The organism is Kaistella yonginensis, assembly GCF_030409525.1.
GTDB lineage: Bacteria > Bacteroidota > Bacteroidia > Flavobacteriales > Weeksellaceae > Kaistella > Kaistella yonginensis.
On sequence record NZ_JAUFQB010000061.1, the window covers coordinates 70239 to 90238 of the forward strand.

The 20000-nt window shown below is 36.7% G+C and carries 15 protein-coding genes; 9 read left to right on the plus strand and 6 right to left on the minus strand.

The window, feature by feature from the left end:
• Positions 1-26 precede the first annotated feature (26 nt).
• Together QWY78_RS13425 and QWY78_RS13430 are read left to right on the plus strand one after the other, a co-directional pair.
• A complete protein-coding gene (locus tag QWY78_RS13425) occupies positions 27-1364 on the plus strand; it encodes a T9SS type A sorting domain-containing protein (protein ID WP_290220657.1) in 1338 nt (445 codons plus the stop codon).
• Positions 1365-1398: 34 nt separating this feature from the next.
• Positions 1399-3792, plus strand: a complete 2394-nt coding sequence (locus QWY78_RS13430) for an aldehyde dehydrogenase family protein (protein WP_290220658.1) — start codon at positions 1399-1401, stop codon at positions 3790-3792.
• 112 nt (positions 3793-3904) lie between these two features.
• On the opposite strand, the gene QWY78_RS13435 is transcribed toward QWY78_RS13430, so the two are convergent.
• Both QWY78_RS13435 and QWY78_RS13440 read right to left on the minus strand, forming a co-directional pair.
• Positions 3905-4987 carry a putative type IX sorting system protein PorV2 gene (locus QWY78_RS13435; protein ID WP_290220659.1) on the minus strand — a complete coding sequence of 361 codons (1083 nt, stop codon included), beginning with the start codon at positions 4985-4987 and terminating at the stop codon, positions 3905-3907.
• Positions 4987-5847 (minus strand): DMT family transporter, encoded by an 861-nt coding sequence (locus QWY78_RS13440; RefSeq protein ID WP_290220703.1) that lies wholly within the window; start codon positions 5845-5847, stop codon positions 4987-4989. Before QWY78_RS13440 ends, QWY78_RS13435 begins: the two co-directional genes overlap by 1 nt.
• A gap of 340 nt (positions 5848-6187) precedes the next feature.
• Here QWY78_RS13440 and QWY78_RS13445 point away from each other — a divergent pair, with 340 nt between their 5' ends.
• Positions 6188-7816, plus strand: coding sequence for an acyl-CoA carboxylase subunit beta (locus QWY78_RS13445; RefSeq protein WP_290220660.1), 1629 nt, complete (start codon positions 6188-6190; stop codon positions 7814-7816).
• Between the two features lie 22 nt (positions 7817-7838).
• A complete protein-coding gene (locus QWY78_RS13450; protein WP_290220661.1) occupies positions 7839-8447 on the plus strand; it encodes a hypothetical protein in 609 nt (202 codons plus the stop codon).
• A gap of 102 nt (positions 8448-8549) precedes the next feature.
• Here the strand turns inward: QWY78_RS13450 and QWY78_RS13455 are convergent, their stop codons facing one another.
• Positions 8550-9059, minus strand: a complete 510-nt coding sequence (locus QWY78_RS13455) for a YceI family protein (RefSeq protein ID WP_290220662.1) — start codon at positions 9057-9059, stop codon at positions 8550-8552.
• A 202-nt stretch (positions 9060-9261) separates the two neighbouring features.
• Between QWY78_RS13455 and QWY78_RS13460 the strand changes: the two genes are divergently transcribed.
• Genes QWY78_RS13460 through QWY78_RS13475 form a run of 4 tightly spaced genes read left to right on the plus strand, consistent with a single transcriptional unit; the run spans position 9262 to position 13593 of the window.
• Positions 9262-9960: a phosphatase PAP2 family protein gene (locus QWY78_RS13460; protein ID WP_290220663.1), complete on the plus strand. Its 699-nt coding sequence runs from the start codon at positions 9262-9264 to the stop codon at positions 9958-9960.
• The gene (locus QWY78_RS13465) at positions 9941-10930 is read left to right on the plus strand and encodes a phosphatase PAP2 family protein (protein ID WP_290220664.1); all 990 of its coding nucleotides are present in this window, start codon (positions 9941-9943) and stop codon (positions 10928-10930) included. Before QWY78_RS13460 ends, QWY78_RS13465 begins: the two co-directional genes overlap by 20 nt.
• A gap of 59 nt (positions 10931-10989) precedes the next feature.
• The gene (locus QWY78_RS13470) at positions 10990-13131 is read left to right on the plus strand and encodes a S9 family peptidase (RefSeq protein ID WP_290220665.1); all 2142 of its coding nucleotides are present in this window, start codon (positions 10990-10992) and stop codon (positions 13129-13131) included.
• Positions 13132-13134: 3 nt separating this feature from the next.
• Complete coding sequence (locus QWY78_RS13475) at positions 13135-13593, plus strand: DUF1801 domain-containing protein (RefSeq protein WP_290220666.1); 459 nt, start codon at positions 13135-13137, stop codon at positions 13591-13593.
• A gap of 173 nt (positions 13594-13766) precedes the next feature.
• On the opposite strand, the gene QWY78_RS13480 is transcribed toward QWY78_RS13475, so the two are convergent.
• On the minus strand, positions 13767-14315 hold the full coding sequence (locus QWY78_RS13480) for an L-threonylcarbamoyladenylate synthase (RefSeq protein WP_290220668.1): 549 nt from the start codon (positions 14313-14315) through the stop codon (positions 13767-13769).
• A gap of 159 nt (positions 14316-14474) precedes the next feature.
• Between QWY78_RS13480 and QWY78_RS13485 the strand changes: the two genes are divergently transcribed.
• On the plus strand, positions 14475-15494 hold the full coding sequence (locus tag QWY78_RS13485; protein WP_290220669.1) for an LLM class flavin-dependent oxidoreductase: 1020 nt from the start codon (positions 14475-14477) through the stop codon (positions 15492-15494).
• A 106-nt stretch (positions 15495-15600) separates the two neighbouring features.
• Here QWY78_RS13485 and QWY78_RS13490 read toward each other — a convergent pair whose 3' ends face one another.
• Together QWY78_RS13490 and QWY78_RS13495 are read right to left on the minus strand one after the other, a co-directional pair.
• Positions 15601-18639 carry an AAA family ATPase gene (locus QWY78_RS13490; protein WP_290220670.1) on the minus strand — a complete coding sequence of 1013 codons (3039 nt, stop codon included), beginning with the start codon at positions 18637-18639 and terminating at the stop codon, positions 15601-15603.
• Positions 18640-18641: 2 nt separating this feature from the next.
• A complete protein-coding gene (locus tag QWY78_RS13495) occupies positions 18642-19847 on the minus strand; it encodes a metallophosphoesterase family protein (protein WP_290220671.1) in 1206 nt (401 codons plus the stop codon).
• Positions 19848-20000: the final 153 nt, after the last annotated feature.

Here is a 20000-nt window from a genome sequence, read left to right on the forward strand (position 1 = left end):
AATTGATATCACTTTAAATAAACAAAATGATAAATAAAATTACACTGGCATTATTACTAATGCTTTTCACTTTCCAAATTCAAGCTCAATGCTGGAAAACTATGGATGGTGGACACATGTTTAGCATTGCGATAAAAGATGATGGTACTCTGTGGGGTTGGGGCAGTAATAGTAACGGAGAATTGGGTGCTGGAAATACCCCTTATAAATTAATGCCTACAAAGATTGGAACTGAATCAAATTGGAGTAGTGTTTCTGCAGGATATTATCATACAGTAGCAATCAAAAAAGATGGTTCTCTTTGGACTTGGGGTAATAACAGACAAGGACAATTGGGGCTTGGTACTTCTGTTAGTGAATATTATGAACCACAAAGAGTTGGTACTGAAAATAATTGGAAAAGTGTATCAGCAGGTTCACATCATACAATGGCGATAAAAAATAACGGTACACTTTGGGGATGGGGAGAAAATAGAGAAGGGCAATTGGGTGATGGTACTCGGATTAGTAAAAATATTCCTACTTTTATTGATATTAATTGGACAATGGTTGAAGCCAATGCAATGAATACTTTGGCTATAGATGATGGTGTCATTTGGAAATGGGGTAATTTTTATAGCCAATTTGAAACAGCAACCCCTGAAATTTTTGGTGATGATAGTGACTGGAAAAGTATTGCTTCAACTGGTTCTCATTCGATGGCTTTAAAAAATGATAATTCACTTTGGGCATGGGGTGAAAATGGAAAAGGAGAGTTAGGTGATGGTACGAATATTCAGCGTAAAATACCAATAAAAGTTGGAAATAGCACTAATTGGGAAAGCGTTTCTGTAGGTATTAACAGTACAAAAGCAATAAAAAATGACGGTTCACTTTGGGTGTGGGGAATGAATAATAACGGGCAATTAGGTGATGGAACCAATATTGACAAAAATACACCGACCCAACTTGGCAGTAGCACTGAATGGAAAAATATCTTTTCTGGATTAGAACATACATTAGCTGTAAAAAAAAATGGCTCCTTATGGAGTTGGGGTTTTAATTTTAATGGGCAGTTAGGTGATGGTACTTTAACGGACAGAAATATACCAGTCCAAATTACACCGCCTTGTATCCCACTTTCCGTTTCAGATACGCATCAATCTGCACTGCAAATCTTTCCAAACCCTTCTAAAGATTATTTTTCTATTAATACTAAAGATGTAAAACAAGTTCAGCTTTATTCTTTAGATGGCAAGCTCATAAAAGAATATACTCCTTCCGATAAATATACAATCCGTGGTATTGTTAAAGGCATTTATATCCTTAAAATTACCGATAGTAAAGAAGTAAGGAGTATTTATAAACTAAAAATAATTGACTAAGGAATTCATTATCAAATTATCACATTAAAATAAAATGGAAATCAAAGAAATATACGACAACATGGTTTACGGTCCCGCTCCAGAAAGTGCAAGTTCCGCTGTGGAATTTTTAGAAAATCATCACCGAAACTTTGAACTGTTTATCGGTGGAGAATGGGTAAAACCCAACTCGAAAAAATATGCCGATTCAAACAACCCTTCCAACAAAGAGTTTCTAGCAAAAATTGCCGAAGCCGACAAAACCGATGTAGACAACGCAGTGAAAGCAGCCAACAAAGCCTTACCAGAATGGGTGGCGATCGGTGGATTCGAACGCGCAAAATATTTGTACGCACTCGCAAGACAAATTCAGAAACATTCCAGATTATTTGCGGTTTTAGAGACTTTAGATAATGGAAAACCGATCCGAGAAACCCGTGATATAGATATTCCAATCGTGGCCAGACATTTCTACCACCACGCAGGTTGGGCAAAATTGATGGATACCGAATTCCGAGATTATCAGGAAGTTGGAGTGGTCGGACAAATTATTCCCTGGAATTTTCCATTGATGATGCTTTCCTGGAAAGTGGCACCCGCTTTAGCAATGGGGAATACAGTGGTATTAAAACCCGCTGAATTAACTTCATTAACCGCACTGCTTTTTGCAGAAATCTGTGAAAAAATTGGCTTGCCTAAAGGGGTGGTTAATGTGATAACGGGAAAAGGAACCGTGGCCGGGACTGCGTTGGTCAATCATCCAGATATTCAGAAAGTTGCGTTCACAGGTTCAACCAAAGTGGGTAAAATTTTGAGAACCAATATCGCCGGAACCGGTAAGAAAATATCCTTAGAACTTGGCGGTAAATCGCCGTTCATTGTATTTGAAGACGCAGATTTAGATTCTGCCATTGAAGGAATTGTAGATGCGATCTGGTTCAATCAAGGACAGGTTTGTTGCGCAGGTTCCCGACTTTTGATTCAAGAATCGGTGTCAGAAGTATTCTACAAAAAACTTCGGACACGTATGGATACGCTTCGGATTGGTGACCCTCTGGATAAGGCAGTTGATATGGGTTCAATCATTGATAAAGTTCAGTTAAAAACCATCGACGATATGGTTCAAATTGGAATTAAGGAAGGTTGTACCATGTACCAATCCAAAAATGGAGTTCCCAAAAATGGTTGGTTCTACCCACCGACTTTATTTACCGATGTTCCCACAAGTGCTGTCATTGCACAGGAAGAAATTTTCGGGCCGGTTTTAGTCGCGATGACTTTCCGTTCGCATTCCGAAGCGGTTGCTTTGGCGAATAATACAAGATACGGTTTAGCATCAAGTGTTTGGACAGAAAACATAAATTTAGCCTTAGATGTTGCACCAAAAATAAAAGCCGGAAGTGTTTGGATCAATTGTACCAATCAATTCGATGCAGCTGCAGGATTCGGAGGGTATAGAGAAAGTGGTTTCGGTAGAGAAGGCGGGAAAGAAGGTTTGTATGAATATATGAAACCGAAAGTGGAAGCCGAATTTACTTCAAAACCACTTGTGCCGAAAACTGAAAAACCAAAAGTTTCGCAAAAATCAAAAAACAATTTAGCAGAAATCGATCGTACAACAAAAATGTACATCGGTGGCAAGCAAGCTCGCCCAGATGCGGGCTACAGTATCGAAATAAAAAATGCTTTTGGCGAATATATCGGCGAAGTTTCCGAAGGAAGTAGAAAAGATATCCGAAATGCAGTAGAAGCTGCGCATGCCGAAAAATCTTGGGGCGGAATGACTGGTCATTCCAGAGCACAAGTGCTTTATTATATCGCCGAGAATTTAGCAATTCGTTCAGAAGAATTTGCAGCACGAATCGTCGAAATGACCAACCAATCCTTAGTATCTGCGCAAGATGAGGTGGAGAAATCCATCGAAAGAATTTACACTTACGCTGCTTATGCTGATAAATATGACGGAGCTGCACATTCAACCGTTCAAAGAATGGTGACTTTAGCGATGCCGGAAGCAGTTGGCGTGATGGGCGTAATCTGTCCGGATGAAAATCCATTGCTCGGATTTATTTCTACCGTAATTCCTGCAATTGCGATGGGAAATAGAGTAGTGGTTGTTCCCTCAGAAAAGCATCCGTTTTCAGCGACGGATTTCTATCAGATTTTAGAAACCTCTGACGTTCCAGCCGGAACGGTGAATATTGTTACGGGACCCAAAGAAACTTTAGCAAGCGAACTTGCCAAGCATTATAATGTTGATGGGATCTGGTATTTCGGAACCACAGAGGGAAGTAAAAATATCGAATTGCTTTCCACCGATTCTATGAAACGTTCTTGGGTGAATTTTGGTAAATACAGAAATTGGCTTAACCCAGCACATGGTGAAGGTCAAGAGTTTTTAAGACACGCCAATGAAATTAAGAATATCTGGATTCCTTATGGCGCCTAGGTTCATTAATTATAATTAAGACAAAAGCCACGATTGATTTCGTGGCTTTTCTTTATTTTAATCTCGATTTTTTTAATTTAAGCTTAGAAAATGATTTTATTTGGTGATAACATTAATTTCTAAAATCACCCATATCCAATTTTAATGAAAAGAAATTCGAGTAGAAGTTGGATCCCCCAACTCCCGAATTGGTAATGGCGTAATCCAAGGTGAGACCTTGGTACTTAATACCAATTCCTGCACTAGGTTGGAATGATACTTTTCTTTTTAAATTTTCAATGTCGGTCACGGTTTGAAACCTGTTGAGCCCAACACGTACAAAAATCATATCCTGAAATTTCAGTTCTGCACCTGCGTAAGGCGTAATGCTGGCAAAATCGGTAGAAATTACTGCGGCGGTTTTTGCAAAATCGACATTGATACCCGCTTCTGGCATCAGTTCTAAATCGCGATTAATTTCAAAATTTCTACTCATTCCTAAATTCAATTTAGGCATGGTTAGTTCCATTTTATCTTTTGGTGCAGGATTAAATTCCTCCCCATTGACGATGGTGGAAAGCTCTTTTTGATTTACCGTCCAAAAATTTACCGTGGTCGTAATATCCTTCATCACTGCGCCATAATTCCACCCACTATCTGAATGATAAATTGCTCCTAAATCGAACCCGAATCCATATCCACTGGCAAATTTACCCACATTTCTGTAGACTAATTTTGCATTGACTCCCACATCTAGTTTTTGGTTTCCGCCCGGATTAAAAGCAAATGAAAACAAAGCCGCATAATCAGATTGAGAGAAACTGGTGATTTTGTCATAGTCTATATTTCCCTCAGGATCAATTAACTGCGTGGTATTTAAAATATTGTCGACTCCGAGTCGAACGATTGAAATCGCAAAAACACCTCCATTATTATCCAATGGTTTTGCAAAAGCGATATAATCATATTTCGCAATAGATTCAAAATATTCTGCGTGCATTGCGGCTCCTTGCCAATCGCGGTCAATTCCTAATAAACCTGCAGGGTTCCACATGGGCGCATAAACATCATTTTGATTAGAAATTACCGCACCACCCATCGCAAGTCCTCTGGCACCAGCACCAATATTGAGAAATTCGTTGGAGTATTTCCGTACGATTTGTGCTTCAGCAAAAACGGCTGAACTAAGAAAAGCGGCAAAGAATAATTTTCTCATCAATGGGGTACTTTTTTTGCAAGGGCATTTTTGCGGGATTTCAAAATACCATTAACGATAATGGCTAAGATCATAATCAAAGAGGCCACATAAAAGATAGGACTCATTTGTTCAGATTCTCCAAAGATAAAAAAAGCCAGGATAATGCCATAAACCGGCTCTAAATTCACTGTTAGAATTAAGGTAAATGGAGAAATATATTTCATCAAATTCACCGATTCCAACATGGGGAAAGCCGTAAAAACACTTGCTAATATGATAACTAACGTCAAATCATGGGTACTTATTTCATTGAGTTGAAAAATTTGGCCTGTCAAAAGAAGAAATACGGTCAAAATGAGAAAGCCTGAAAAAATTTCGTAAAATATAATATTGCCCGAACTTGTTTTTCCAAATATTTTCCCATTAAATACGGAGAATACCGTTCCGAACAGTGCAGTAAGAATACCGTAAAAAATTCCTTCTTTATATTGAAATTCGGTTTTGAAAATTAAGCCCATGCAAATCACGATGACTACGCCCATGACGACTTCTGAAATGTCAATCTTTCTTTTAAAAATAATGGGTTCTAAAATAGAAGCAAATAAGGTTGATAACGACAGGCAGCTTAGCGCAATCGAAACATTAGAAACTTTAATGGAATAAAAAAAACAAAGCCAGTGAAAAGCCATAAACCCACCAATGACTGAAAGTTGGATAAAGAGTTTCTTTGAAATTTTTATACTCTCTTTTTTAAAAAACCGAATAAATATAAATAAAAATACGGCTGCGAAAAGCATCCTGTAAAACGTAAGTATTTGCGCATTGGCCGTAATTAGTTTTCCCAAAATGGCGGTAAATCCCCAAAGAAATACAATCATGTGAAGTCGAAAAAGGGCAGAATTTTTAACCACTATTTTAATGTTTTTACTTTTGCAAATCTACAAATCCAATTTAGATTATTGGAATAATTTCCGCTTCATTTATTTAAAAAAAACCCTGAAAATTTTAGCAACTTTCAGGGTCTTCAAAAAATACACTACTAAAAAAATAAACTAGGAATATTTCCTGTGGTTTATAACGGGATTTTTGTTTTTTTATTTTGAACGGCTCTATTTCATTTTGCCAAATAGGTTTCTGTTTTTCAAATCATTACCGCTAACCAGTATGAAACAAAAAGTTGTCTTAAAAAATCTTATCTTTAAAAAAATTTTTTTATTGATGGATTTAGAATTTAACAAAAGAGAAGATCAAAATAAATTAAAGCTCGGTGCGATCACCAGTTTGCTCTCAGAAATTAAGAAAGGCGGCGGTGAAAAACGGTTGCAGAAACAAAGAGATGAGGGCAAATTAACCGCACGTGAACGAATTGATTATCTTCTTGATAAAAACGCAGATTCTATTGAAATCGGTGCTTTTGCTGGATATGAAATGTATGAAGAACACGGTGGTTGCCCTAGTGCAGGAGTTGTTGTGAAGATGGGCTATGTATCAGGAAGGCAATGCTTAGTTGTCGCCAACGATGCTTCTGTAAAAGCTGGCGCATGGTTTCCCATTACCGCTAAAAAGAATCTTCGTGCGCAGGAAATCTCGATGGAGAATAGACTACCTATTATTTATTTGGTCGATTCTGCGGGTGTTTTTTTACCAATGCAAGATGAAATTTTTCCGGATAAAGAACATTTCGGAAGAATATTCCGCAACAATGCAAAGATGAGTTCCATGGGAATTGTGCAGATTTCTGCCGTGATGGGAAGTTGTGTTGCTGGTGGTGCGTACTTACCCATTATGAGTGATGAAGCCATGATTGTTGATAAAACAGGTTCTATATTTTTAGCCGGAAGCTATTTGGTGAAAGCGGCTATTGGTGAAAATATTGATAATGAAACGCTGGGCGGGGCAACTACGCATTGCGAAATTTCTGGTGTTACCGATTACAAAGCTAAAGACGATAAAGATGCGCTGGATCGCATAAAGAATATCATGAAATCTCTTGGCGATTATGAAAAAGCAGGTTTTAATCGAATCGAAAGTTTCCCACCAAAAGAAAACATTGAACACATTTTTGGGCATATGCCGGTCTCACGGGCTGATCAGTATGACACCATTAATATTATTAAATGTTTGGTAGATCAATCAGAATATGAAGAATATAAATCAGATTACGGTAAAACCATTATTTGCGCCACCGCCAGAATCGATGGTTGGAGCGTTGGGATTGTCGCTAATCAACGTAAATTGGTTAAAAGCGGAAAAGGGGAGATGCAGTTTGGAGGCGTAATTTATTCTGACTCTGCGGATAAAGCAACCCGATTTATTGCCAATTGTAATCAACGAAAAATTCCCTTATTATTTTTACAGGATGTAACCGGTTTTATGGTTGGTTCTAAATCAGAACATGGTGGAATTATCAAAGATGGAGCAAAAATGGTGAATGCCGTTGCAAATTCCGTGGTACCTAAATTTACGGTTATTACTGGGAACTCTTATGGCGCGGGGAATTACGCGATGTGTGGAAAAGCATATGATCCAAGATTAATTGTGGCGTGGCCTTGGGCTGATTTAGCCGTAATGGGCGGTAGTCAGGCGGCGAAGGTTTTGGCGCAAATTCAAACTTCTACTTTAAAAAAACAGGGAAAAGAAATTTCAGATGAAGAGCATCAGGAAATTTTGGATACTATTTCTAAAAAATATCAGAAACAAACCGAACCAACCTATGCCGCTGCAAGATTATGGACTGATGCGATTATTAATCCAATTGATACCCGAAAGTGGATTTCCATGGGGATTGAAGCAGCGAATCATGCTCCGATCACCGAAAAATTTAACTTAGGGGTGATCCAAGTTTAGAAAATTAAAAAACACTTATATTATGAAAAAAATTTATGTACTATTTGCATTCGTTACTTTTGTAATGAGTAATGCGCAGTGCACCATCACTGGTGCAGATCAAATACAAGTTGGAGAAAAACAAACTTATTCTGTTTTAAATAGTGATTTATCTTGTGTAGATTGTTATCAATGGACTCATCAGGATCAAAAAATTATTTTAGAAACCGAAACCAATCATAATCCTCTCATTGTAAAAGGCACTGTAATTGGTCCTGCAATTTTATCTTTAGAAATTAAAATGCCGGAAAGTATATTGAAATGTCAGAAAACGATTCAAGTGATCGAGCCAACATCTGCTGATTTTATTTTAAATTCTCAGAAATGTATTTTTAACATTGAATCTTTTAAAGAAGTCAGACTAAGTGATAATTTAGTCTCTTTTGAACCAGAAACTTCAGAAAGTGACTGGACTTTCCAGTGGACTGCCACCTATAAAGATGGAGGTGAAAAAGTATCAAACCAAAAAAATGGACAATTTGAGTTTTCTCTTGAAAGAGCCATTAGCCAAGTGGAACTTAGGATCACGCAAAAAAATTGCAAAAAAAGAATCATTAAAAACTATGATGCAAATTTCTGGTATTTCTTCTAAAAGGATGATCGCAAATTTGCATTTTTAAAGTAGAATAATCTACACCTATCAGCAAAAAATCCACTTAAAAAAGTGGATTTTTTGTATCTTAAAAAGAGCAAGTTATGCTTTCACGAACTGCAATTCTCCTGCAATTTTCACCTCATCAGAAACCATTACACCACCAGTTTCCAAGACTGTATTCCAGTTTAAGCCGAAATCTTTTCTACTGATTTTACCGTCAAAAGAAAAGCCGGCTTTGGTATTTCCCCAAGGGTCAACATTGATTCCTCCAAAGTCAACCGCTAAAGTGATTGGTTTGGTCACGCCATTGATGGTTAAATTCCCTGTAACTTCGTTATTCAAAGAATCAGATTCAAAAGTAATTACTGGATTTACCGTAGCATTGAAGAAATCCTCACTTTTCAAATGCGTATCTCTATCGGTATTATTGGTGTTAATCGAATCGGTTTGAACCGTTGTTTTAACCTTTACGTTTTTGAACGTATCGTCTTCCGCTTCCAATTCTACGTTGAAATTGGTGAACTCACCTTTAACATTAGAAATCATCATGTGTCTTACTCTAAAAGTAATTTCACTGTGCGTTGGGTCTAAATTCCATTTTGTAGCCATAATGTTTTTGTATTTTGTTATTGTTAATATTTGATAGTGCAAAGATAGGATGCCAAAGTTTCGTTTGCATTGATGTAAGATAAGAAATTAATAATTGAGGAGATTTGTTGCAGAAACTTTACTAAAGAATTAATTTTAATAATTTTAAGGGGTAATAATGAAAAATAGCTTTCATTATCCTAAATTTGGTTAAAATTACAAAATGAAAAAATTTGTGCTGTTTGTTCTTACCGCGATGCTGGCTTGCATGAGTTTCGGGCAAATGCAAGAAGATAGTTTAGTCCTCAAAAACACCCGCTTGGATTTTCAATATAAAATGCTCTACGTACCTGTGGGATTAATGGTTTCTGGAATAATTGCCGATGGACAAGGTAAAGAATCATTGAAAAATGAAATTGTGGAGGAGCGAAATGAACATCTTTTTGGCTTTGAAAATCATTTCGATGACTATGCGCAATTTCTTCCTTTTGTTGCAATTTACGGTTTTGAAATCGCCGGAATGAAACCCAAAACCGATTGGAAAAATAGAACAGCAATTCTGATGAAAGGTCAAATATTGAATTTGGGATTGGTTTATATTTTAAAAAAATCATTGCACGAAACCCGTCCGGATGGTACGGCATATTCCTTTCCTTCTGGGCATACCGCTAATGTATTTGCTGGTGCCACCATGCTTTCGATTGAATATGGGGAACATCACAAGTGGGTTCCTTACGTTGCCTATGCCGGTGCATCTGCGGTTGGTGTGATGAGAATGGTCAACAACAAACACTATATTTCTGATGTTCTCTTTGGCGCTGGGTTAGGGATTTTATCCATGAAAGCTGCCTACTGGACCCATCAATATAAATGGAATAAACCAAAATCTGAAAAAGATCCTTATGTCGGTATTATTTATTAAGATAAGAAAGTTTTATATCGTTTTAACTGGCTTGGTTTCACTCAGTTTTTTTAGCCAAAATTTTGATTCGGCGCAAATTAATACACAAGAATACCAAGTCTCGGAAACGACGACTTTGGTGTACCCAAAACCCCGGATTTCTGAAATTTATAAGAAAATTCCAAAAAACATTGTAGGGACGGTAAAAAATACTGTTGCAAAAAACACGTACGGGTATTCTCTTGCAGCCTTTGGATCAACTTTAGCCTTACTTCCGGCTGACCCTACACTGATCAGAGAAGCTAGAAAGTTAGGAGAAAAGGTGGGTTTTAACGCTGATCATACCTATTCTAATTTGGGGCCTTTAAAAATAATTCCGGGCGATGCAGGTTCTTTTGTTTATTTTCTGGGAAATGGCACTACATTTATCCTCATCGGGACGGGATTGGCGACTTATGGATTAATGACCAATGACTACCGGTCACAAAGCACGTCGATGCAATTGCTACAAAGTATTCTGCTATGTGGCGTATTTTCACAATCCTTAAAAAGAATAACAGGAAGAGAAAGTCCTTTTGAAACCTTACGGCAGCAACGAAAACACAGTGAGTGGACATTTCTGCCTTCGTTTTCAGGCTATCAGAAAAATACGTCAAAATATGATGCAATGCCCTCTGGTCATTTAACGACTGGAATCGCGGCTTGGGTTATTTTAGCAGAAAATTATCCTGAAAAGAAATGGATCAAGCCACTTGGCTTTGCGCTAATGGGTATAATGAGTTTCGAAATGATTCAAAGTGGGGTACACTGGGCTTCTGATTATCCCATTGCGATTCTACTGGGCTATCTTATCGGAAAAAATGTAGTTAAGAATGCCGTAACTAAAAAAATTAAGAATGGTATTGGAACAACGCAAAAAAAATATAAATTCAATATTACTGCTTCAAATTTCTATGGGATTCAAGTAGCTGGGGCAACCATTGATTTTTAATTTAACATATTTTAACAGTTCAAATATATTTCTTATTTTTAGCCATCCAAAACTTACAAATGAAATTTTCAAAATTTACCTTATTATTCCTTTTTTCAGGAAGTTTATTGTTCGCACAAAATCAAAAATACACCATAGCTGAAGCAGTAAACGGCTTGAGAAGCAATCTAGCCGTGAAAAATATTTCGCAGTTTTCTTGGGCTGATGATGGTAAAGCATATTATCAAGCGACCAAAAACGGTTATTTAATGACTGATCTTGCAACGCACAAGCAAGATACTTTAGTTTCATTGCATCAGCTCAACAGTGGACTCTCTTTAGACAAGAAATTAAAATCTTTTCCGAGAATCACTTTTATAAATAAGGACAAAGGCTATTTCAGACAAGGCTCTCAAACGCTTTGGATCGACCGTTCTGGGAAGGATTGGAAAATTAAAGAAGGAATTACTTTAGATAAAGATGCAGAAAACACAGAAGGGTTTAGTGATAATAATGGGTTCGCTTACACCATCAAAAATAACCTCTACCTCAATAAAAATGGAAAAGTAACACAAATAACCAATGATTCCGACGAAGATATTGTAAATGGTCAAGCAGTTCACCAACGGGAGTTTGGGATTACCAAAGGAATTTTTATTTCGCCTGATAATTCTAAAATTGCATTTTATAAAATGGATCAATCCATGGTGGCAGATTATCCGATTATCGATTGGAGTATAACACCAGCAGCGAACAAAAATATTAAATATCCCATGGCCGGAACGCCTTCTCACCATGTGAAATTGGGGATTTATGATATTAAAACAAATAAAACCACTATCCTGAACATCGAAGGCGATCCAGAACAATATTTAACCGTCATTACCTGGAATCCGGATTCGAAATCGGTTTTTGTAGGCGTCTTAAACCGAGATCAAAACGATTTAAAAATGAACCAATATAACGCTTCTACCGGAAGTTTTATGAAAACCCTATTCCAAGAACAATCTGATAAATATGTAGAACCACAACAAACATTGTTATTTTTTCCGAACTCAAATACCGATTTTATTTGGCAAAGTCAGCGATCAGGATACAATCATTTATTCCATTATAATGTGGACAGTGGTTTGGTTGCACAGTTAACCAAAGGCAATTGGCTCGTAACGGAGGTCCTGGGTTTTAACGAAAAGAAGAAAGAAATATTCTACATTTCTACGCAGGATTCGCCCTTGGAAAGACATCTTTACAAAATCAACTGGAGCAATTTTAAAACCCAAAGATTAGATCACGGTACCGGAATGCACTCGGGTGTTTTGAGCAAAGATGGAACGCATCTCTATGATACCTACAGCAATGCAATCACCCCAAGAAGTGTTAACCTGATTAATACAACGACTTTAAAAACGAAGAATATCCTTTCTTCAGTGAACACTTTAAAAAACTACGAAAGACCCGAAATCAAGAATGTTACTTTAAAAGCGGAAGACGGAACTCCCCTGTACGGTAAAATTATTTTGCCAACTGATTTCGATGCAAATAAAAAATATCCCGTAATTGTGTACTTATACAATGGTCCGCACGCGCAACTGGTCACCGATAGTTTTCCCGCTTCAGGGAATTTGTGGTATGAATTTATGGCGCAAAAAGGATACATCGTTTTCTCCATGGATGGAAGAGGATCATCCAACCGTGGATTGAAATTTGAACAAGCTATTTTTAGAAAGGCGGGCGAAACCGAAATGAAAGACCAATTGCAGGGAGTCGCCTATTTAAAATCATTACCTTATGTAGATGCCGCCCGAATGGGGATCCATGGCTGGAGTTATGGCGGATTTATGACGACGAGTTTCATGCTGAAAAATCCGGAAGTTTTCAAAGTTGGCGTTGCAGGTGGACCAGTAATCGACTGGAATATGTATGAAATAATGTACACCGAAAGATACATGGATTCACCACAAAACAATCCAGAAGGGTACAAGCAAGCCAATCTTTTAGATAAAGTTCAAAACCTAAAAGGTCATTTATTAATGATTCACGGTGCGCAGGATAATGTGGTCGTTTGGCAGCATTCGATGAAATTTTTAAAAGCTGCGGTGGATCACGGCGTACAAATGGATTATTTCGTTTATCCCGGCCACGAACATAACGTTTTAGGAAAAGACCGGGTTCATTTAATGCAAAAAGTAACTGATTATTTCGATGAATATTTAAAAAAATAAGGGATGAAAATTGAGGCAAACTCTGTTGAAGATTATTTAAATCAAATTCCAGAGGAAAGGAAATCTTCTTTCCAGCGACTTTTTGAAACGATAATGCACAATTTACCGCAGGGCTTTCATGTAGACCTTAGCTATGGAATGATTGGTTGGAGTATTCCGTTGAACAGGTATCCAGCCGGTTATCACTGTACGCCAAATACGCCTTTGCCTTTCATCAATTTGGCCTCTCAGAAAAATTTCATCGCGCTTTATCATATGGGCATTTATGCTGACCCTGATTTGCTCAGGTGGTTTGTAGAGGAATTTCCGAAACATTCTGCTCTGAAATTGGATATGGGAAAATCTTGTATCCGCTTTAAAAATCCTGGCGATATTCCGTTTGATTTGATCGCTGAGCTGTGTCAAAAAATAACCCCAAAAGATTGGATTAAATTATACGAGAAAGAATTTAAAAAGAAGTAGCAGAATTTTTTTTGAATTTTCCAGATAGGCAATTTTCGATCTAAAATGATAAAAAACATTGGTCTTTTCTGGTGAAAAAAACATTCACGCATTATCTTTTGTAACGTTTAAACAGTATAATTTTCACTTTAGAAATTATGCAACTTTTATAGCATTTATGGTTCAAAAAAAATTTATTCCCGAAGAACTTTAATTCGTCCATCATTCCAAATTCTAATCACCGAAGAACCCGAGTATTCCGAGACTTTATCATGGTTCTCTTCAGCTACAAAATCAACCGAATCAATCAATTCCTGGGAGATATCTGAAAATTTCAGGGGTGATTTTTGTCCGCTAAAATTCGCGGAGGTTGAAACCAAGGGTTTATTGAGTTTGGTAATGATTTTTTTTAGGAACAAATCGTTCACTAACCGAATTCCGATGCTTCCGTCTTCGGCCAGTATTTCTTTGGGTAGCCCTTTTGGATTATCGTAAATCAAAGTCACCGGTTTTTCTGATAGATCCATTATTTCCCAAGCCATTTCGGGAACATCAACCAAATCTTGCAAACGTTTGGCAGATTCTACCAGAATAATCATCGACTTATTTTTCTCGCGCTTCTTAATTTCAAAAATTTTGTTGATGGCTTCAATATTAGTTGCATCACAACCGATTCCCCAAATCGTATCTGTTGGGTACAAAATTGTTCCGCCGGATTGTAACGTATTGATGATTTTTTCCATGAGTTATTTTTGGTGATTATTTTTAGATCTATTCTGACCAATGCAAAAGTAATAAAAAATTGAAATTTATTTATAGGATCGCTTCTTATCATTCATCAATGCTTTTAATTTTCAATTAAGGTAATTTTGTACCATTAAAAATCATAAAATCATAAAATTATGGAATTAGGAATAGGAATGTTTGGTGATTTAGCCATTGACCAAAAAACCGGGAAATATAAAGATGCAGGAAGTAAAATCCGCGAAATTTTAGGTCAGATAAAATTGATGGATGAGGTCGGGATCGATGTTTTTGCCATGGGAGAACATCATCGGCCAGATTATGCGGTTTCGTCACCTGAAATGGTTTTGGCTGCAGCAGCAAGCATTACCAAGAATATAAAATTAGCAAGTGGAGTAACGGTTTTAAGTTCTTCGGAACCTGTAAAAGTATATGAAGATTTTGCTACGTTGGATTTAATTTCCGACGGAAGAGCCGAAATATTTGTAGGTCGTGGAAGTTTCACCGAGTCATTTCCGCTTTATGGCTACTCATTAAATGATTACGAGCAGCTTTTCGATGAAAAACTGGATTTATTATTGAAAATTAATTCGGAAGAAAAGGTTTCATGGACCGGAAAACTTCGTGCGCCAATGAAAAACCAAACCGTCTATCCAAGGGCTAAAAACAACGGTAAAATTCCGATTTGGAGGGCCGTGGGTGGAACGCCACAATCGGTTCTAAGTGCAGCCAAACTTGGCATGCCTTTAATTGTGGCCATTATTGGTGGCATGCCAAGTCAGTTTAAAAATTTAATCGATTTTTACAAACAGGAATACCTTGCAGCTGGCCATAAAGAGTCTGAGATGCAAATTGCAATTCACTCCCACACTTTTGTTAGCGAGGATCAAGAGACTATCGATGGATATTTTCAAAACTATAAAGCCCAAATGGATCGAATTGGTGCAACCAGAGGTTGGGCACCGTACACCAAAATGCAGTATGATGGTGGAAGAGCAAAAGAAGGAGCTTTGTTTGTGGGAAATACCAACGAAGTTGCTGATAAAATCGCGTATACAAAAGAGCTGTTCGGCCTTACCCGATTTATTGGCCATATGGATGTTGGCGCCCCAGAAAATGATATCATGATGAAATCTATAGAATTATTTGGTCAAAAGGTGGCGCCCTTGGTGAGATAAATAATAACCTAAATAAGTAGACAGGCGGAATTGTTTCCGCGGGTCTACTTTAGTAAAAATAATTTTAATAAATATTCTTGGTCATTTTCTGAAGTAGTAAAAACAATTAAATCAACGCAATCAAGCTGCCTCTTTCCTCATCTTTTGTGATATTGAGTGATAGTGGCATTTTTTCCTTCAGTTCTTCTACATGCGAGATGATTCCCACGATTCTGTTCTCTTTTTGAAGACCCATTAATGTTTCAAAAACCACATTAACAGCGTCTAAATCTTGCGTTCCAAATCCTTCATCTATAAAAAAGAAATTCTTTTCTGCGCTGGCATTAGACTGCACACTTTCCGCTAAAGCCAAGGCCAAACTAAGGGAAACCTGAAAAGCCTGTCCGCCAGAAAGCGTTTTCACACTACGGCTGCGACCTTCATTTAGATAATCAATAATCTCAAAATCATTATTTTCATTCAGCTGCAAACTCAACTGGTTTCGCGTCATCCGGTGAAAGCGAATATTCGCATGATCACATAATTGCCGCAGATAAATGGATGAAACAAACTGTACAAAGCCAGCACCTTTAAAGAGCGTGAACATCACTTTCAATTGATCCGCACGTTTTTGAAGTTTCGCCAGCTCGTTTAATAAAGCTTCTTTTTTCGTAAATTCTTTTTCCAATCGTTCAATTTCAGAGTTGATTTTTACAACGGTTTCATGTGCGGTTTTTAAATCCTTTTCCAATGCTTGAAATTGATTTTCAACTGTAGAAAATTCCGCTTCATCAAAAGTGAAATTTTTTAGTTTTAATGATAATTCTTCGACATTTTTTTTCACGGTTCCAAAATCAATTTTAAATCTATTGATTTCATTTCTTGTTTCCTCCACATTGATGTTTTGCGCTAAAATCAAATCTACTTCATTTAAAGTTTTAAAATTTCGCAGAATTAAAGATTGCTTGAGAAGATTTTCATTGTCTATAATTTCTTTTTCTAAGTCCAAAATTCGTTGATCTAAACTTTCAACATGTGCTTTTTGCGCGGCTAATTTTGGAGCGCATTCTTTTTCTTTTGCCGTTAATTGCTGGTGGTTTTGTTCAGTTTTTTTATTTTCCTCTGCAGCTTCTTGCTTCCTGTTTTCAATTTCACGTATTGGTTTATCCTGGTAATCATTCCAATTCAATAATTTTAAATTGCTTTGATTGGTTTTTATTTGGGTTTCTTTTTGAGCTTCTTCAAGCTTAAATTCCTCCAGAGCTTTGTTGAATTTATCGTAGTTTTCCCGTACTTTTTCTAAATGCTTTTGTTCCTTTGAAATTTCCTGATTCAATTCCTCAATTTGTTTTTCTATTTCAAATGAGTTTTTGCGTTTTTCCTCAAAATCGCCTTCGTTTTCGGATTTAAAATCGCTCCAAATAAAGCGGTTCTGATGTTGTTCCAAATGCGTTTTTATGGGACCTAAGATTTCCTGTTCCGATTTTAACTGCTCTTCAAAAGTTTTTTTACGATCGATCATTTTCTCAACTTCCGCAAAGGTATTTTGTAGGTCTTTTTGCTGCTGTTCATTGGTTTTAATTTGTATTAAAACTTCTTGCAGCTCAGCGTGCAAATCATCGAATGCAACAATATTTGGATGTTCCAGCGCACCGCAAAGTGGGCAAGATTTACCCTCATGAAGTTCATTGGCAAAATGAGCCAGTTTTTGTTGCACTTCCAAATGATTTCTTTTTTCTGAAAGTATTTTTTTCTGATGCTCTAAACCTTCAAATTTAATTTGAAAATCATTGCTGAAAGTTTCAAGAGTAATTCCGAGATCCTTTAATACAAGAGAAACATCAATGATTTTTTTTTGAATTTCTGACGTTTTATTATCTCCATTTTTTTGATATTCAGTCAATTTTCTCTTTTCAGAAAACCAATTTCCAACCTGAATTAAGAGGTTAGTATCTAATTTTTGTGGTTTTAGTAATGCTGCTTTTTCAGTTAAAGCTTTAATTTTTACTTGGGTTTCTTTTTGCAGATTTTCAACTTGTTTAACTTTTTCGAAGCCCAGTTTACGACGTTCTTTTAATATTTTTATTTCCTCGGAAAATCTCAACATTTGTACAATCAAACCCAAATCTATTTCTTTGGTTTTTGAGGTGTTTAAGACTTCAAATTTTGGCAAAATCAGCTGTAGCTGCTCTTTGATATGATCGAATTCGATTTCAGTGGTTTTTAAAATAGAAGCTTGCTTTACTTGTTCTTCTTTCTGACCTGAAAGTTCTTTTTGAAGTTTCTTTTTCTCTAAAATCAAAGGATTAAAAATTCTAAAAGCCTTTTCAAATAATTCTATTTTCACTTCTAAAGAATCAATTTCCGGCTTTCGTTGCGCAAGTATTTTTAATTCGTCTTTCTTTTTTGTGAGAATTTCAAAATCAGATTTTACGTTTAGGACTTGCTGATATTTGAGTTCAACTTTCTTGAATTCAGTTTCCACCTTTAGGAATTTTTCTTTTTCCTGCTTTGCAATTTCCTGCTGAACTTTAATCTGTTCGTCCGTCACCGCTTCAAAACCTTTTAGCTGACCTTCCAACTGATCGAGTTCAGTCTTATTTTTAGTGACCAATGCTGAAACATTATTTTGTAAATCAAAACGCTGAAGATTAAAAATCTCCTTCATCATATTGGTCCGTTCGGTGGCACCGAGTTCTATAAATTCTTTAAATTGTCCTTGTGGAATAATGATGGTTCGCTTGAAATTGGCATAACTCAATCCAATAATTTCTTCGGGTCTTATACTTTCAAGGGGAATCCAATGGTCATTTTTCCATTCGTAGAAAACAACATTTGGAGCTTTTACCTCTTCGAAATTTTTAGAGTTTCTTTTAAATTCTCTGGTGGCGCGAAATTTTTTATTTTCAAAATTCGTGAAATCAAACGCAATATACGAACGGTTGGATTTCAAATTCATCATATTATACGCTCGTTTATCCCGGGCGTTCAAGCGTTCTGTTTCGCCGTAAAGCGCAAAAGTAATGGCTTCCAAAATAGAAGATTTGCCAGAACCGACCGCACCGAAAATCCCAAAAAGACCTGCTTTTGTAAGGGTTTCAAAGTTGATGGTCTGGCGTTCCTGATAAGAATATAGACCTTCCAGCGTTAATTGAATCGGAATCATGTTTACGGATTTAAAATTTCGTTGAACAAATCGAGAAGCTCCTCATTCGGTTCCTGCGCATTATTTTTAGTTTTAAAATAATCTTTAAATAAAGTCTGAATATCTTGATGGAGATTAATTTCTTTTAAATGATTTTTCTGTAATTCTTGGTTTTTAACTTTCGGAATAAGATGCACAATTCCAGAATGCGCCTGGTAGATTTGTTTTCGATCTTCCGCTTTTAAGTAGGTTTCACTTTCTAAGGTTAATTCCACCAAAGTATCTGGGTTTTCTGTCAGCCAGCGAAGGGTTTGTTCTACCGAATCAAATTTTTTTCGCACCAAAGATTTTCCGCTTTTTAAAACAATTTTTGCGAACGAAACAGGTTGATTGGGTTGCACATCGATGATGGAAACATATTTGGTTTGCCCAGCTTCGCTAAAGCTGTAACACAATGGAGAAGATGAGTAAACAACGGGTTTTTCGGCAGTTCCGATATTTTGAAAAGCGTGTAAATGACCCAAGGCCGTATATTGAATTTGGGCAGGAATCGTGTCGGAATAAATTAAATCTGCATTTCCGATTTTCAGTGGTTTTTCACCATCGGGTTCTTCTAAAATAGGTACGCCTTTTTTGTTCATGTAGAGATGAGTCATCAGAATATTGGCACCTTTTTCATCACAAAATTTTTCTACAATTGTTTTCCAGTTTTCCGCTAAAATTTTGTTGAGCGCATCTTCTTTATGTTCACCAAAATATTCTTTTAACCTGACTTCATTGGCAAAGGCAGTATGCAAAATCCGAAGGGGAAAATCGTGGTTTTTTAAGTTCAATTCAATCATTCCTTCCACTGATTTCGATATTTTGAAATCAGCCAATTCAAACGGAAGAACCTTTGCTTTCGGATGTCCGATTAAAATAATTCCACATTCACGCGCCAAAGGATCCGGGGCATCAATTAAACTTGGGGAATCGTGGTTGCCGGAAATTGCGATGACGGGTCTTTTTCCGTTCAATGATAGACGCTTTAAAGTCTTATAAAAAAGCTCAATTGCCTCCACACTTGGATTAAAATTATCGAATAAATCGCCGGCTACCAAAATCACATCAACTTTTTGTTGCTCGGCAATTTGAACAATTTCATCCAATACCAAAACTTGCTCATCCAAGCGCGAAAAACGGTCTAATCGTTTACCCAAATGCCAATCGGCGGTATGTAGAATTTTCATAAAAACCTTTTTTATTTTTTTAATGACGTTTTGAAATCGCAATTCAAAGAGGTGCGCTTTCATCTCTCAAATGTAAGGAAGAAAAACAGGATTTAAAATTGGTCTCTGAATTTTTATTTATTTAAAGATTATTTTTTCTGACTTTAATTTTAG

Bases quoted from the DNA above. Each gene is read 5' to 3' on its own strand.
- QWY78_RS13425 (WP_290220657.1), top strand. From the start codon at position 27: ATGATAAATAAAATTACACTGGCATTATTACTAATGCTTTTCACTTTC.
- QWY78_RS13430 (WP_290220658.1), top strand. From the start codon at position 1,399: ATGGAAATCAAAGAAATATACGACAACATGGTTTACGGTCCCGCTCCA.
- QWY78_RS13435 (WP_290220659.1), bottom strand. From the start codon at position 4,987: ATGAGAAAATTATTCTTTGCCGCTTTTCTTAGTTCAGCCGTTTTTGCT.
- QWY78_RS13440 (WP_290220703.1), bottom strand. From the start codon at position 5,847: ATGATTGTATTTCTTTGGGGATTTACCGCCATTTTGGGAAAACTAATT.
- QWY78_RS13445 (WP_290220660.1), top strand. From the start codon at position 6,188: ATGGATTTAGAATTTAACAAAAGAGAAGATCAAAATAAATTAAAGCTC.
- QWY78_RS13450 (WP_290220661.1), top strand. From the start codon at position 7,839: ATGAAAAAAATTTATGTACTATTTGCATTCGTTACTTTTGTAATGAGT.
- QWY78_RS13455 (WP_290220662.1), bottom strand. From the start codon at position 9,059: ATGGCTACAAAATGGAATTTAGACCCAACGCACAGTGAAATTACTTTT.
- QWY78_RS13460 (WP_290220663.1), top strand. From the start codon at position 9,262: ATGAAAAAATTTGTGCTGTTTGTTCTTACCGCGATGCTGGCTTGCATG.
- QWY78_RS13465 (WP_290220664.1), top strand. From the start codon at position 9,941: ATGTCGGTATTATTTATTAAGATAAGAAAGTTTTATATCGTTTTAACT.
- QWY78_RS13470 (WP_290220665.1), top strand. From the start codon at position 10,990: ATGAAATTTTCAAAATTTACCTTATTATTCCTTTTTTCAGGAAGTTTA.
- QWY78_RS13475 (WP_290220666.1), top strand. From the start codon at position 13,135: ATGAAAATTGAGGCAAACTCTGTTGAAGATTATTTAAATCAAATTCCA.
- QWY78_RS13480 (WP_290220668.1), bottom strand. From the start codon at position 14,315: ATGGAAAAAATCATCAATACGTTACAATCCGGCGGAACAATTTTGTAC.
- QWY78_RS13485 (WP_290220669.1), top strand. From the start codon at position 14,475: ATGGAATTAGGAATAGGAATGTTTGGTGATTTAGCCATTGACCAAAAA.
- QWY78_RS13490 (WP_290220670.1), bottom strand. From the start codon at position 18,639: ATGATTCCGATTCAATTAACGCTGGAAGGTCTATATTCTTATCAGGAA.
- QWY78_RS13495 (WP_290220671.1), bottom strand. From the start codon at position 19,847: ATGAAAATTCTACATACCGCCGATTGGCATTTGGGTAAACGATTAGAC.